The sequence below is a fragment of the Janthinobacterium sp. RA13 genome (genome assembly GCF_000745325.1).
Classification (GTDB): domain Bacteria; phylum Pseudomonadota; class Gammaproteobacteria; order Burkholderiales; family Burkholderiaceae_D; genus Janthinobacterium; species Janthinobacterium rivuli.
Genome location: NZ_JQNP01000001.1, coordinates 5,519,953 through 5,534,712, shown reverse-complemented (window position 1 = coordinate 5,534,712; position 14,760 = coordinate 5,519,953). Strand labels below are relative to the sequence as shown.

The 14,760-nt window shown below is 62.3% G+C and carries 9 protein-coding genes; 1 reads left to right on the top strand and 8 read right to left on the bottom strand.

Translation table 11 applies throughout. The annotated features are described in order from the left end of the window. Positions 1 to 36: 36 nt before the first annotated feature. The 8 genes from rluB to FG13_RS24445 form a co-directional block, all read right to left on the bottom strand. Complete coding sequence (rluB, locus tag FG13_RS24480) at positions 37 to 2,136, bottom strand: 23S rRNA pseudouridine(2605) synthase RluB (RefSeq protein WP_035825192.1); 2,100 nt, start codon at positions 2,134 to 2,136, stop codon at positions 37 to 39. Further along, on the bottom strand, positions 2,129 to 2,923 hold the full coding sequence (gene scpB, locus FG13_RS24475) for an SMC-Scp complex subunit ScpB (protein ID WP_035825189.1): 795 nt from the start codon (positions 2,921 to 2,923) through the stop codon (positions 2,129 to 2,131). Before scpB ends, rluB begins: the two co-directional genes overlap by 8 nt. A gap of 412 nt (positions 2,924 to 3,335) precedes the next feature. Next, positions 3,336 to 4,355 (bottom strand): glucokinase, encoded by a 1,020-nt coding sequence (locus tag FG13_RS24470; protein WP_035825187.1) that lies wholly within the window; start codon positions 4,353 to 4,355, stop codon positions 3,336 to 3,338. Positions 4,356 to 4,739: 384 nt separating this feature from the next. Continuing rightward, a complete protein-coding gene (locus tag FG13_RS24465; protein ID WP_035825185.1) occupies positions 4,740 to 5,702 on the bottom strand; it encodes a VTT domain-containing protein in 963 nt (320 codons plus the stop codon). A gap of 27 nt (positions 5,703 to 5,729) precedes the next feature. Then, a complete protein-coding gene (locus tag FG13_RS24460) occupies positions 5,730 to 7,421 on the bottom strand; it encodes an ABC transporter ATP-binding protein (RefSeq protein ID WP_035825183.1) in 1,692 nt (563 codons plus the stop codon). Positions 7,422 to 7,430: 9 nt separating this feature from the next. Further along, entirely contained in the window at positions 7,431 to 8,540 is a 1,110-nt protein-coding gene (locus FG13_RS24455) for an ABC transporter permease (protein WP_035825181.1), read from the bottom strand. A 9-nt stretch (positions 8,541 to 8,549) separates the two neighbouring features. Next, positions 8,550 to 9,488, bottom strand: a complete 939-nt coding sequence (locus FG13_RS24450; RefSeq protein WP_034782513.1) for an ABC transporter permease — start codon at positions 9,486 to 9,488, stop codon at positions 8,550 to 8,552. A gap of 28 nt (positions 9,489 to 9,516) precedes the next feature. After that, positions 9,517 to 11,352 carry an ABC transporter substrate-binding protein gene (locus tag FG13_RS24445; RefSeq protein WP_081922696.1) on the bottom strand — a complete coding sequence of 612 codons (1,836 nt, stop codon included), beginning with the start codon at positions 11,350 to 11,352 and terminating at the stop codon, positions 9,517 to 9,519. 696 nt (positions 11,353 to 12,048) lie between these two features. On the opposite strand from FG13_RS24445, the gene FG13_RS24440 reads away from it, so the two are divergent. Next, entirely contained in the window at positions 12,049 to 14,760 is a 2,712-nt protein-coding gene (locus FG13_RS24440) for a TonB-dependent receptor (protein WP_235211800.1), read from the top strand.

Below are 14,760 nucleotides of genomic sequence, written 5' to 3'. Positions count from 1 at the left end.
CAGATCGGCGGGTGCGCAAGAAGAAACTCTTCCCGATTAACCTTTGCTGCGGCGGCGCGGCATGCCATCCATGCCGCCGCGATCCATGCCGCCACGCGGCTGGCCACCGGAACGCGCTTGCCCACCGGCACCACCGCCCGTATTGCGGCGCGGACCCGTGTTGGCGAAGCCGAAGGCCGTTTGCAGCGGATCGGGCTGGCGCGGACCGCGCTGCGGCGCGCGGCCTTCGCCGCCACCTGCCGGACGGCCCTGACCCTGGCCTGCCGCACGCGGCGGACGGCCCTGGCCTTGGCCTTGGCCTTGCGCACCGTCGAACGATGCCGACGAGCGGGGCTGGCCACCCTGGAACGGACCTTGCGGCTGGCCGCGGCCAGGACCACGCGCTTCGCCTGGACGGCCGGCGCCGCCTGGACGGCCCTGGCCTTGCGGACGGGCAAACTGGCCTTGCGGCTGACCACGACGCGGCGCGACCGGGAACGGATCGGCGTTGCGGTTGCTCACATCGATGCGGTTGCCATTCGGCTCGTCATCGCGGTCCTTGCGTTCGACCTTGCGCGCTTCGCGGCCCTTGGCCGCGCCAGCGGCACGGGGGTCGCCCGATGCCGGCATTTTCTTTTCGATGCCGTAGGCGGTCAGCAGATCGCGCACGGTGTTTTCATCCATCTCTTCCCAGCGGCCGCGCTTCAGGCCGCTTGGCAGTGTCATGGCGCCGTAGCGGGTACGGATCAGGCGCGAGACGGTCAGGCCGATCGCTTCGAACATGCGGCGCACTTCGCGGTTACGGCCTTCGCCGATCACCACGCGGTACCACTTGTTGATGCCTTCGCCGCCGCCATCGGCGATCTTCGAGAACTGCGCCAGACCGTCTTCCAGCTCGACGCCGGCCAGCAGCTTCTGGCGCATGCCCTCTTCCAGCTCGCCCAGCGTACGCACGGCGTATTCGCGGTCGATGCCGTAGCGCGGGTGCATCAAACGGTTGGCCAGGTCACCGGAGGTGGTAAACAGCAGCAAGCCTTCCGTGTTGAAGTCGAGGCGGCCAACGGCCAGCCACTTGCCTGCCTTCATGGTCGGCAGGCGGTCGAACACGGATGGACGGCCGTCCGGGTCGTTGTGGCTGACGATTTCGCCGGCCGGCTTGTGGTACACCAGGACGCGCGGCGGCTTCTTGCTGACGCGGCGCTGGATCAACTTGCCGTTGATGCGCACGTGGTCGCTCGGCAAGATGCGCTGGCCGATGTGGGCCGGCTCGCCATTCACGGACACGCGGCCCGAAATGATCAGGTCTTCCATGTCGCGGCGCGAACCGAGACCGGCTTCGGCCAGCACCTTGTGCAGCTTCGGCGCATCGTCGTCGGACGTCAGGTCGCGGCGCACGGCCACTTTCTGTACGCGGCCCGTGCCGCCTTCTTCGCTGTCGAACGCGTCGGAGGTGACGAACGAGAAGACAGCATCAGCGTCGCTGAGTTTGCCTGGCGCAGCCTGGCGGCCTTTGCCCTTTTTACGGCTCTTGCCGGCATTCTTGCCAGCGCCCGGTACGTCGTTGCGCGGACCGCGCGGCAGGCGCGGGCCGGAAACGAGGTTGCCTTCGGCATCGAACACGTCGGCGACAGACGCGGCGGCTTGCTCTGCGGCAGGCGCGGCTGCAACGGCTTCGGCGGCCTGCGGTGCTTCCGCGCGCGGCGGCTGGCGCAGCGCGCGTTCCGCCTGCACGCCACGCATCTGGCGCGGACCGCGGGTCGGACGTGCTTCGGCCGGCTTGTCGGCGACGGCTTCGGGCGCCGTTTCAGCGACGGCGGCAGCAGCCTTGGCGGCGGCGCGGGCGCGCGGCGGACGCGGTGCAGGTGCGGCAACCGCTTCAGCAGCCGCTTCGGCGGCGTCGGCCACGGCTTTCAGGGCTGGCTTGGCGCGGGTTTTCTTGACGGCTGGGGCGGCTTCAACTTCAGCAGCGGCGACGGGCGCATCAGCGGCCACGTCGGCTTTCGTGCGGCGCTTCGGCTTGGCTGGGACAGCGTCGCCAGCAGCGGTAGTTGCAGCAGCGGCATCGGCTTCGATCTGAGCCTTGGTGCGGCGCTTGGGCTTGGCAACGATGGCTTCGTCGCTGGCGGTTACTGTCTCGGGTGTGTTCGGATTATTCATTCTTCGTTTCTTGGCTGTGCTGACCTGGCGCAGCGTCAACCGTTAGTTCTGGCGCAGGGTCGTGAGTGTAGGCTTCGTCCGTGGGCGAAGCATCGGGGCCGGCATCAAGGCTTGCTGTCACATCTATATCTGTCACAGCCGTATTGCTACCTGCACCAAGCTGGGGGACAAGCTCATTGCTTGCCTTGTCAAAATTTTCTTGCAGGGCCGCTTCCAGGGCTTCGAGCCCATTGCCCTGCATCTCGCTGATTTGCTGCAAAGGCGGCAGCTGGGACAGCGATTGCAAACCCAGGTCATCCAAAAACTGCTTGGTGGTGGCCAGCAAGGCCGGCCGCCCCACCACGTCGCGGTAGCCGATGGCGTCGACCCAGCCACGGTCTTCCAGCATCTTGATCGTCTGCGAATTGACGGCAACGCCGCGGATTTCCTCGATATCGCCGCGCGTCACCGGCTGGCGGTAGGCGATGATGGCGAGGGTTTCCAGGGTCGCCCGCGAATACTTGGGCGGCCGCTCGGGCGTCATGCGATCGAGATACATCTTCATTTCCGGGCGGCTTTGAAAGCGCCAGCCCGACGCCAGACTGACGATCTCGATGCCGCGCCCTTCCCACTCATCGCGCAACTCTTCCAGCAATTGCTTGATAGTATCGGCGCCAACGCCGACGCCGCGCACGCGGCCATTCTCGTCCGCATCGACGAACAGCTTCTTCAAGCTGTGGATCGTCAGCGATTCACGAGCGCACAGCAACGCGGTTTCGAGGACTTTTTTAGCCTCAATTGTATTCATAGCAATTCTGTGCGGATGTGTGTTGCAATTCGTATGCAGAGAAAGAAATCAAAAACGTTCATTTCAACGTAACAGAGGGCAGACATCGATGATGACGCCGTGCTGGGTTACTAGTTGAGGCTGTTTTTCCGACGCCTTGGCCGATGCGCGCAAAGCGGGATTAAAGCGGATGCAGTGAAAGTCCTGCCATCCATGGTGCTGGCCTTAATTAACCTTCACTAAGTAACCAGCAATGAAACGATCTCCGGAGCAGCTGCTTTTCCCGTGGCGACAAACCAGCCAGACAGGAGAGCGACAGTCGTCGTTTCATCCAACGATGCCAATTGTACCTGATAAAAAGCGGAAAAGCGCAAAACCGGGCAAAACACGCGTTTTACCCGGTTCTGGCGCGACATATCGCCCGCTGCCCGCATCACAGGGAGGCGAGTTTCTCCGACAGAATGGCCGATGCACCCAGGAAAGCTGGGTACTGCGCCGTGATGACGAAGGTCGGCACTTGCGAGACATAATTGGCGAAGCGGCCCTTGCGCTCGAAGCGGGCACGGAAGCCGGAGCGGTCGAAACGCGCGCCCAGGCGTGGCACGATGCCGCCTCCGATATAAATGCCGCCCAGCGCGCCCAGAGTGACGGCAACGTTGCCCGCCACGGTGCCGAGCATGCAGCAGAACGCTTCGATGACGTCGTCGCACAGCTGGGATTCACCAGCCAGCGCGCGGCGCGTGATTTCCGCCGCCGGCAAGTCTTCGGCCGGCACGCCCGCGCGGTCGGCCAGGGCGCGGTAGATCAATTCCAGACCATCGCCGGAAATCAGGCGTTCGGCCGAGACATGCTCGTATTCGCGCCAGGCAAATTGCAGAATGCTCACTTCCACTTCGTTGAACGGCGCAAAGCTGACGTGGCCGCCCTCGCTTTGCAGGGCGATCCAGCCGCCATGCGAAGGAATCAGGCCCGACACGCCCAGGCCCGTGCCGGCGCCGATCAGGCCGATGGCCGTGTTTGGACGGGCCGTGCCCGCGCCCACCTGGTGCTTTTGCTCGTTCGACAACTGCGGCAAGGCGCGCGCCAGGGCCGTGAAATCGTTGACCACGTCCAGGGTCGTGAAACCGCACTCTTCGCGCATGGCGCGGATCGAGAACGACCAGTGGTGGTTCGTCATGCTGAGGAAATCGCCGTCGACCGGGTTGGCGATGGCGATCACGGCATGGCGTACGGCTTGCCCGCCGGCGGCTGCGATATGCGGCAGGGCCAAATAGGCTTGCAAGGCGGCGGACAGGCTCGGGTAATCGGCACAGGGCAACACTTCCACCAGGGTGATGTGGCCGGCGGCCACTTCCAAGGCGAAACGGGCATTGGTGCCGCCCACGTCGGCCAGCAGGCGCGGTCCATCGGCGAAGGCGGAAGTCGGCAGTACGGGAGAAGACGAAGCGCTCATGATTTTAAATGATGAAGTGGGACGCATGGGACGCCAAGCTTAAAGGATGAATGCGCCCGGAGGCAAGCAAAGTTTGTAGTTTAAGTACATCAAAACGAGCCTTTATTGGTAGTTCCACTCCAAATGCAACAGGCAGCGCAAGAATTGCTTGAAAACAATGATTTATAGTAAGTGCTTGCACTCGACAGACGCACGAAAAGCATGTTGCATAGCAGCAGGAATCGCCTTGAAAACACAGTATGCCGGAGTTTGCGCAAAGCCGCTTTGTATGGAACGGCGCAGGTGCGGCGCTCCCGTCCTGGCGGCGCTGCAACGGTGTTTTCGTATTATTACTACCGACTTGCGTGCTACCAAGCAACAGCTATCGGCCAGCAATCAGGCGGATCAGGAAGGCAAACCTTCGCCCAGCAGGCTGGCAGGCGCCGGCTCGTCCGAGCGGTAGGCAGCATTCCAGGCGTCCAGGCCGCCATGCAGGGGCTTGGCCCGGTGAAAGCCGTGCTGGTGCAGCAGCTTGGCCACTTGCGCGGCCGTCACGTCGTTGGGACAGCTGCAATACACGATGATGTGGCGGTCCTTGTCCATGGCGATCATGGCGGGCACCGGTTCCTTGCCGTTGAAGAACAAGGCGCCCGGCACGGCCGGCTCCAGCGCCTGCGCCGTGGCGCTGCGCGCGTCGACCATCAGCGGCTCCTCACCCTGCTCTATGAGTTCGAGCAATTCATCGATGCCGATGCGCTCGATCTGCAAGGCCTGGCGAAAACGCCGGCGTTCGAGGAATTTGTACAGCAGGAACAAGCCCAGCAAGGTGGCCAGCATCAGCAAGGCCGTGCTGCCCATGGTGCTGAGCAAGTCGAGCACCTGCTGCACGCTGGCATGGAAAATCACGCCGACGACGATGCCCGTGCCGCTCCACAGCAAGGCGCCCAGGCCCGCGTACAGAAAGAACAGTCCCGGCGGCGTGCCCAGCGCGCCCGACATGGGCGCGGCCACGGTATTAAAACCCGGCACGAATTTGGAAACGATCAAGGCTTTCGGACCCCAGCGCTTGAATTTGTCTTCCGTCTGGCTGACGCAGTAATCGGGCGACAGCGAGATACGGCACAGCAGCCGCAGGATGCGCTTGCCGAAATGGCGGCCCGCGCGGAACCACGTGAAGTCGCTGATCAGGCAGGCGCTTAGCGCGGCGGCCAGCACCAGTCCCCCATTCATGTCGCCATCGACGGCCAGCGCCCCCGCCACCACGAGGATGGGAAAGGCGGGAATCGGCAGGCCGAGCTGCTCCACCAGCACGATGCCAAAGACAATCAGGACACCGTAATGTTCGAGCAGATAAATGAGGTTGGGCATGGCCGCTATCTTACCGTAAAAAATCCCTTACAACTGCACGCCCTTGGGTATGGCGCTGAGCAGGGTGCGCGTGTACGGATGCACGGGGTTGCGGTACAGCTCATCCGAATCGGCCAGCTCCACCACTTGCCCCTTGTGCATCACCAGCACCTGGTCGGCGATGTATTTCACCACCGACAAATCGTGCGAAATGAAGATGTAGGACAGGCCGAATTCATCCTGCAAGTCCTGCAGCAAATTGAGTACCTGCGCCTGCACCGACACGTCCAGCGCCGACACGGATTCATCGCACACGAGGATTTCCGGCTGCATGGTCAGGCAGCGGGCAATGGCGATGCGCTGGCGTTGTCCACCGGAAAACTCGTGCGGATAGCGGTGGAAGGCCTGTTCCGGCAAGCCGACTTTATCGAGCAGCCAGTAGGCCTTGGCGATGCGTTCCTGGTCGGTCGCGCCGATCTTGTGAATGCGCATCGGTTCCAGCAAAATCTGCCCCACCGTAAAGCGCGGGTTCAAGGACGCGTATGGATTCTGGAAGATGATCTGGATGCGGCGTTTATACGGCAAATATTCCTTGTTCGGCATGGCGATCAGATCCTTGCCGTGGAACATGGCCGTGCCGCCCGTTGCCTGGTGCAGGCGCAGCAGGGTCAAGCCCACCGTCGTCTTGCCGGAGCCGGACTCGCCCACCACGCCCAGGGTCTTTCCGCGTGGCAAAGTGAACGATACATCCTTGACGGCCTGGAACTCGCGCTTGCCGAACAAGCCTACGCGCGTATAAAAGCTTTTACTGAGATTATTCACCACCAGCACGGGCTCGTCACCGGGCGTGTAGCCGCGCGTGCGCTGCTGCATTTCAATACCGGGGCCGGCCTTGCCGTCCATGTAATCGGCAATGACGGGCAAGCGCCACGGGCGCTCATCCAGCGAGGGGCGGCAATGCAGCAGGGCTTTGGTATAAGCGTCGGTCGGTGCTTCAAAGACCTGGCGCACCTCGCCCGTCTCGCGCACTTCGCCGTGGCGCATGACGATCACCTGGTCGGCGATCTCCCCCACCAGGCCCAGATCGTGGGTAATGAACAGCACGGACATCTGATGCTTCTTTTGCAGCGCCGCGATCAGGTCCATGATCTGCTTCTGGATCGTCACGTCGAGCGCCGTCGTCGGTTCGTCCGCGATCAGCAGTTTCGGTTCGCAGGCGATCGCCATGGCGATCATCACGCGCTGCTGCTGGCCGCCCGACATCTGGCTCGGGTAGGCGTCGATCTTGGTGGCCGGGTCGGGAATGCCCACTTCTTCCAGCAGCGCCAGCGTACGCGCGCGCGCCTGCTTGCGGTTCATGCCCATGTGCTGGCGCAGCACTTCGGCGATCTGGAATCCGACCGTAAACACGGGGTTCAGGGACGACATCGGCTCCTGGAAGATCATCGAGATATCCTTGCCGCACATGGTGCGCCGCTCGGCGATCGACAATTTGAGCAGGTCGCGCCCGCCGAAGTGGATGCTCGAGGCGGGGGCTATGATGGTGTTATCCGGCGGCAGCAAGCCCATCACGGCCAGCGAGCTGACGGACTTGCCGCTGCCCGATTCGCCCACCAGCGCGACGGTGCTGTTGCGCGGCACATTGAACGAGATGCCCTTGACGGCTTCGAACGTGGTCTTCTTGTCCAGGCGGAAGGTGACGCGCAGGTCGCGCACTTCCAACAGGTTATTCTGGTCCATGAGCAACTCCTATTTCACTTTGGGGTCGAGCGCATCGCGCAAGGCATCGGTAAACAGCGAGAACGCCGTCACCAGCACGGCCATCGCCGTGGCGGCGGCGGTCAGCTGCCACCATTTGCCCAGGATCAGTTCATTTTGTGCCTCGTTGAGCATGCTGCCCCACGAGACGGTCCCCACCGGCACGCCAAAGCCGAGGAAGCTCAAAATCACTTCCGCCTTGATGAAGCCCACGACCAGAATCGACATTTGCACCAAGGCAACGTGGCTCACGTTCGGGAAGATGTGGGAAAACATCTTGCGCCAGTGCGAGGCGCCTATCGCGTCTGCCGCCATCACGTATTCGCGCGCCTTGTGCTTGATGTATTCGGCGCGTATCAAACGGTACGGCCCCGTCCAGCCCGTCAGCCCCAGGATCAGCACGATGGTCAGCACGCCCTTCTGTTGCAGCACGGCCGCCACCGTCAAGATCATCAGGATCGATGGGATCGACGTGAAAATGCTGTAGAACCAGTTGAAAAAGTCATCGACGACGCCGCCGAAGTAGCCGGACACGGCGCCAAAGATGGTGCCCAGCACCACGGCCAGCAAGGCCGCCACCAGGCCCACGACGATCGACGTTTCGCCGCCCTTGATGGTTTTCTGCAGGATGTCGTGACCCCACTTGTCGGCGCCGAACGGCAGGGTTGCCGCCTTGTGCGTGACGAGTTTCTTGGCCTTGCCCATGCCGGCGCGCAAGGCCGTCAAGTCGTCGGCCAGCGGGTCCGTGACGCCGTACATCTCGACGCCGGCCGATGGATTACTGCCCATCTGGGCCCGCAGTTCGGCGATATCGTCGGCCAGCGGATCGAGCACGTTGACGGGCGTCGGCGCGCTGCGCTCGTCCGTCACGGGCATCGCGCCATCGGCGGCGACGTCCTTGTCGGCGCCCACGAAGGTCGGCGGCGCATAGCTGACGGCCACTTCGTCTTCCCAGTTCGAGGCCACCAGGCCGCTGGCGGACGCCAGCACCAGCAGGAAAAAGGCGCCGACCACGGCCAGCGATACCATTGCAATCTTGTCGCCGCGCAAACGGCGCCACGCCAGGGCCCACAGGCCGGGCGATGTATGAGGTTTCGACATCGTCTCTTTCTACTTCAGTTGTACGCGAGGATCGACCGCCTGGTACAGCAGGTCGGTGAGCAGGTTGAAGAGCATGGTGGCGGCGGCAACATACACGGTGATCGCCTTGATCACCGGAAAGTCGCTGCGCTCGACGGCCAGAATCACTTCACGCCCGATGCCGGGGATGCCGAAGAAGCGCTCGAGCAGGAAAGCGCCGATCAGCAGGGCCGGCAAGTTCGACATCACATAGGTAATGATGGGAATGCCGGCATTGCGCAGCACGTGCACCCACATGATGCGGCCTTCCTTGAGGCCCTTGGCGCGCGCCGTGCGCACGTAATCCTGGTTCGCCTCGTCCAGCACGAAGGTGCGGAACAGGCGCAGGGTCGGTGCGATGGAGACGGCCAGGCCGATCAGGATCGGCAGGGTGGAATAGCGCAGCAGGTTTTCCCAGAAGCTGTCGCCCCAGCCCTGCACGGGGAACAGGCCCAGTTTATAGGCGAAGCCGTACTGGAAGACGATGATGTAGACGAGGATGGAAATCGACATGCCCACCGTGCAGGCGATCATGACGGCGCGGTCCGTCAGCGAACCGCGGACAAACGCGATGGCCAGCGCCAGCGCCACGCCAAAAAACGTTTCCAGCACGGTCAGCGGAATCAAGACCATCATCGACGGCCCCAGGCGCGAGGTGATGATGTGCGACACGGATTCCCCCGTGGCCCAGCTCTGGCCGAAGTCGAACGTGACGATCTGCTTGATGAAGATCCACAGTTGCACGTAATACGGCTGGTCGACCCCGAGCTGGCGGCGGATGTTGGCGATGCTTTCGGCACTCGACATCTTGCCGGCCAAAATGTAGGCGGGGTCACCGCCGACCCAGTTGAACAGGATAAACACCAGCAGGACCACGCCCAGCATGGTGGGCAGCATCTGCCACAGGCGGCGCAGGATATAAGCAAACATAATGATTCCTTGTCGTTATAAGCTGCGCTTATTTAGTGGCGGGAGCCGGAGTAGCCACTGGCGCACCGCTGCTGTCGATATCCATGTACGCCCATTCCTGGAACAGGATCGGGTGCTTCTTGTAGCCTTGCACCGACTTTTGCGCCAGCATGTTGCGGTAGCGCGCATAGCCGATCAGGGCGCCCGCATTGACTTCCAGGCGGCGCGCCATCTTGTGGAACAGCTCGTCGCGCTCGGGGCTGGCCGGCATGGCCTGGCTGGCCGCGTACCATTTATCGTATTCGGGATCCTGGTAGCAGCCATTGTTGTTCTGGTGCGTGTTCGGGCCGTAGAACAGCTGCATGAAGTTGTCGCCGTCCGGATAGTCGGCCAGCCAGGGCGCCGTGCGCGTCTGCATCTTGCACTGCTTTTCCGTCTTTAAAATGTCGGAAAAGATCATGCGGTCGTTTTCCATGCGGATGCCCAGCGAGTTGTAGGTCTTGCGCCACATTTCCGCCTGCAGCACGCCATTGGCTTCGTTGCGCGAAGCGTAGCGGATCAGCAGCGGCTTGCCGTCCGGCAAAGTACGCCAGCCATCGGCGCCCTTCTTGTAACCGAATTTATCCAGCAATTTGTTGGCCAGCACGGGATCGTATTGCAGCAGGGATTTGTAGTGGGGATCGTAGCCTACGACACCGGGCGGTATCGGATAGTCGAGACGCTTGGCCTGGCCATTCCAGATGATGCGGATTTCCTCGTCGATATTGTGCGCCATGGCGATGGCGCGGCGCAGGGCGATCTTTTCCTTGCTGAAGCCGCCCAGGGTCGGGTCTTCCATATTCCAGTAGTAATAGCTGATTTCAGGATCGAGCAGGCGCGACAGTTGCACGCCCTTCTCCGCCAGCTCGGGACGCAGCTTGCCGTTGAGCAGCGCTTTCGGCGCCAGCGGGCCATCGAGCCAGAACACGTCCGTGCCGCCGCTCTGGAACGACAGCCAGCGCGACTGGTCTTCGATCATCACGGAAATTTCGATGCGGTCGATGGCGGGAATGCGTTTACCCTGCATCTGGCGCACGATGCGCTGGTCGTCCGGATCGTCGCCGGCCATGAAGTTCCACGTCTCGGGCAAGTGCTGCGGGTTGCGGTTCAGGACGATGCGGTTGCCGCGCGTCCACTCACCGAGGGTGTAATAGCCGGTGCCGACGGGATTCGAACCCACTTCGCCCTTCACGTCGCCGTATTTGTCCACCACTTCGCGCGCCACGGCGGCTGTCGGCACGTAGGCGAGGATCATGGGGAAATTGAAATCGGTCTTGGTCAGCGTGATGCGCAAGGTGTACGGGTCGAGGATTTCCAGGCCGGCCACCTTCTTGTTGAAGTCGAGCTTGTTCGACTTGGCCGCTTCCTTGGCCAGATCATCGAGGCCCACCACCTTGCCTTCGAACAGCCAGCTGTGCGGCGAAGCCAGGCGCGGGTCGAACAGGCGCTTCCACGAATACACGTAATCGGCCATCGTCAGTTCGCGGCGCTTGCCGCCGAACGCGGCGTCCGGCGTGAACAGGATGCCTTTTTTCAGGCGGATGGTGTAGGTCTTGCCGTCGGCGGACACTTCCGGCATGGCGGCGGCCGCGCCGGGCACCACCTTCACGGGACGCGCCAGGTAATCATAGGTGTACAGGGTGTCGAAGACGGCCTGCGTGATGTGGTTCGAATACAGGTCGCGCGCGGTGGCCGGATCGAAGCCCGTCTCGGCGGCCGGCAGGATATAGCGCAAGGTTTTCACCGGCGCGCCCGCGGCAGGGGCGGCATCGGCGGCAACGGCCGCCAGCGGCAGGGTGGCCAGGCAGGCGAGCAGCGCCACGCGCCGCATCCATGGTGACTTCATGTAATACCCTTCATCTCGATTATCTGTCGCACCGCATTGGTGCGCCTGTACTGGCTTCCCCCTGGGATACAGGATTCCACCGCCAAAACCAGTCCATCCACGCAAGATCTATGCCTTGCTCATCGCCAGCCCCGTCCGCATGCAGGCGCGCTGGAAAAAGGCGTAACGATAACGCATATTTTGTCCGCCGGGCGAAAAGCCGCAGTGTTGGCGTGGCACGCAGCCACGGCTGCCCGATCACGGGGAGAATCTTCCGCAGCGCAACAAAGGCAGCTCGCCACCATGACAAAACGCCTTGGTAATAACCCTTACGGCCCCGAATGACAGCTGTTTTTATGGCAGTACGGAAAATATGCGGCGCAGTGCAACATTGAAATAATTGCAAATATTGAAACAAGTCGACATTATAAAAAACACTGTTGTTTCCATGCCGAAAAAGCATGTGTGCGCGTTGACAGGGTTTCCCGTCAAATGGTCTTATCAATCACGGCAACGCACGATATGCCGTTTGACCCACAGCGATTGCCGACGCAGCAATCTTTATCACCCTGGCAAAGCTGTGCCGCACACAGGCCGGCCGAGCACACTTTCGGAGTTCTGAGAATGATGATGGAAACAGTGATATCCCGCTCCGTACGCCTGATTTTTTCGGGTAGCGTGGCAGCGCTCAGCCTTGGCATCATGGCTGCGCCGGCAATGGCACAAGACGCCAATGTGCAACGTGTGGAAATTACAGGCTCGAGCATCAAACGGGCAACGGCCGAGACCGCATCGCCGGTACAGCTCATCACCCGCGACGACTTGATGAAATCGGGCAAGGCCACCGTGGCCGAATACCTGCAAACCCTGACCGCCGACGGCGCCGGCTCCCTGCCGACGGGCTTCGGCAACGGTTTTGCCGCCGGTTCCACGGCCATCTCGCTGCGCGGCCTGGGCGCCACCTCGACCCTGGTCTTGCTCAATGGCCGCCGCATGGCGCCGTTCGCGCGCGCCGATGACGGCCAGAAGAGCTTTACCGACCTGTCCACCGTGCCGATGCAGATCGTCGAGCGCATCGAAATCCTCAAGGACGGCGCCTCGTCGACGTATGGCGCGGACGCCATCGCCGGCGTCGTCAACATCATCCTGCGCAAGGATTTCGAAGGCCTGACCCTGAAGGCCGACACGGGTATCTCCGGCGACAGCGACGCCAAGCAGCACCGCGCCTCGCTGACCTTCGGCAAGGGCAACCTCGACACGGATAAATTCAATGTCGTCGTCAATGCCGAATACAGCAAATCGGACATGCTGATGAACAGCGACCGCGCCGGGCGCAAATGGATAGGCAAGGGCGACCTGCGCCCGTATGGCTATGCGATCAACACCCAGTTCGCCGGAGGCTACATCAACAGCAACAACGATGCGAATCCCTCGCCGACAGGCCTGATCCGCGACCCCGTCACCAACAACTATGTCTCCCTGCCCGGCTGCTCCACCTTGTCAGTGTCTTCACCGCAAGATCCGAAAGGCGGCTGCGTGTGGCACCACGACCAGTTCCGCTCGATGCAGCCGAAGATCGAATCGGTCAACCTGTACACGCGCGGCACCTGGCAAGTCAATGCCGACACCCAGGTATACGCGGAAGCGGGCTACTCGAAACGCGACACGGCCTTTACCCTGATACCGCCATCGGTCACGCCCACGGTCGCCTTCCCGCCGAACGCCACCAGCCCGACTGGCGTCGTCAACTACGGTTCCGGTGCCGGCACCACCATTGTGCTGGCCGCCAAGCACCCGCAAAATCCGTACGGCGTGCCGGTGCGCGTGCGCTACCAGGCTTTCGACGTCGGCCCCAGCACGCGCCAGGCCAACAACGAGTTCAACCGCATCGTGCTCGGCGTCAAGGGCAATGCCATGGGCTGGGACTACGATGCCGGCTACACGCATTCGGAATCGAAGCTGCACCTCGATTACAGCAACATGCTGAACATGAACGTCGTCAGGGATGCCCTGGGCGATTCCAGTCCGGCCAGCAAGCATTTCCCCTACTACATCGGTGCACAGGCGGGCAAGAATCCGGCCTCGCTGTACGCGGCCATGGTCACCAACGCCACCTCCGATTCGACGACCAAGCTCGACATCATCGACGTCAAGGCCTCGCGCGAGCTGATGCAGTTGCCGGGCGGCGCCCTGGGCCTGGCCGTGGGCGCGGAACACCGCCGCGACAAGCTCGACAATCCATCGCTGACTGGCACGGAAGACGGTTCCATCAACGCCAGTTACGTGGCGGCCAAGGGTGACAGCAAGGTGTCGGCCGTGTTCCTGGAAGTGCTGGCGCCCGTCTTCAAGACGGTGGAACTGTCGGGCGCCTTGCGTTACGACAAATACGACCGTTTCTCGTCGACCACGCCGAAACTGGGCGCCAAGTGGACGCCACTGAAAACCTTCGCCGTGCGCGGCACGTATTCGGAAGGTTTCCGCGCGCCGGGCCCGGCCGAAAGCAATGCCGATTCGCAATCGACGGGCACCGCGACCGTAAGCGATCCCGTGCGCTGCCCGGGCGGCACCCGCCTGCCGGGCGCCAATGCCAGCGACTGCGAACTGCAGGTGGCGGCCGTCAAGGTCGGCGACCCCAGCCTCAAGCCGGAAAAATCCAAGGGCTACACCCTGGGCATCGTGTGGGATCCGTTCAACGATACCAGCCTGTCGCTCGATGGCTGGAAGATCAAGCGCGAAAACGAGATCAATCCCCTGCCGTACAACGAAGCGGCCGCCCTGCCGACCGCCATCCGTTCCGACAGCAACCTGACCATCAATGGCGTGGTGGTGCCGAACACGGGCGTCTTGCTGATCACCAAGGCGCCGTACCGCAACTCCAGCTTCACGGAGATCAAGGGTATCGACCTGGACATCAAGCAGCGCGTGCGCCTGGGCGACTACGGCCGCGCCACGTTCGGCCTGACCTGGACCCACATCGCCTCGTGGGTGCGGGCCGAATCGTCCACCGTGCGCTACCAGTTCGCCGGCACGCATGGCAATTGCGATACCTCCAACTGCGCCGGCACGCCGAAGGACAAGATCAATCTCACCGGCTCGTGGGACCTGGGCAACTGGAACGTCAGCGGCGTGCTGAACTATCGTTCAGACATGAAAAATATCAAGTTTGAGGGCATTCCTTGCTCCTCCAAACTGGCCGACGGCACCCCGGCGCCGAACGGTTGCAAGCTCGCCTCGTTCACCACGCTCGACCTGTCTAGCCGTTGGAACGTCAACAAACAGTTGCAATTGTTTGCCTCGATCAACAACGTGACCGACAAGATCGCCCCGCTCGACCCGCTGACCTATGGCGGCATGAGCTACAACCCGATGGATGCCAGCGGCGCCATCGGCCGCTACTTCAAACTGGGCGCCAGCTACAAGTTCTTCTAA

What these genes read in the sequence shown, in the direction of transcription:
- rluB (WP_035825192.1), bottom strand. Translation starts at nt 2,136, where the DNA reads ATGAATAATCCGAACACACCCGAGACAGTAACCGCCAGCGACGAAGCC.
- scpB (WP_035825189.1), bottom strand. Translation starts at nt 2,923, where the DNA reads ATGAATACAATTGAGGCTAAAAAAGTCCTCGAAACCGCGTTGCTGTGC.
- FG13_RS24470 (WP_035825187.1), bottom strand. Translation starts at nt 4,355, where the DNA reads ATGAGCGCTTCGTCTTCTCCCGTACTGCCGACTTCCGCCTTCGCCGAT.
- FG13_RS24465 (WP_035825185.1), bottom strand. Translation starts at nt 5,702, where the DNA reads ATGCCCAACCTCATTTATCTGCTCGAACATTACGGTGTCCTGATTGTC.
- FG13_RS24460 (WP_035825183.1), bottom strand. Translation starts at nt 7,421, where the DNA reads ATGGACCAGAATAACCTGTTGGAAGTGCGCGACCTGCGCGTCACCTTC.
- FG13_RS24455 (WP_035825181.1), bottom strand. Translation starts at nt 8,540, where the DNA reads ATGTCGAAACCTCATACATCGCCCGGCCTGTGGGCCCTGGCGTGGCGC.
- FG13_RS24450 (WP_034782513.1), bottom strand. Translation starts at nt 9,488, where the DNA reads ATGTTTGCTTATATCCTGCGCCGCCTGTGGCAGATGCTGCCCACCATG.
- FG13_RS24445 (WP_081922696.1), bottom strand. Translation starts at nt 11,352, where the DNA reads ATGAAGTCACCATGGATGCGGCGCGTGGCGCTGCTCGCCTGCCTGGCC.
- FG13_RS24440 (WP_235211800.1), top strand. Translation starts at nt 12,049, where the DNA reads ATGGCACAAGACGCCAATGTGCAACGTGTGGAAATTACAGGCTCGAGC.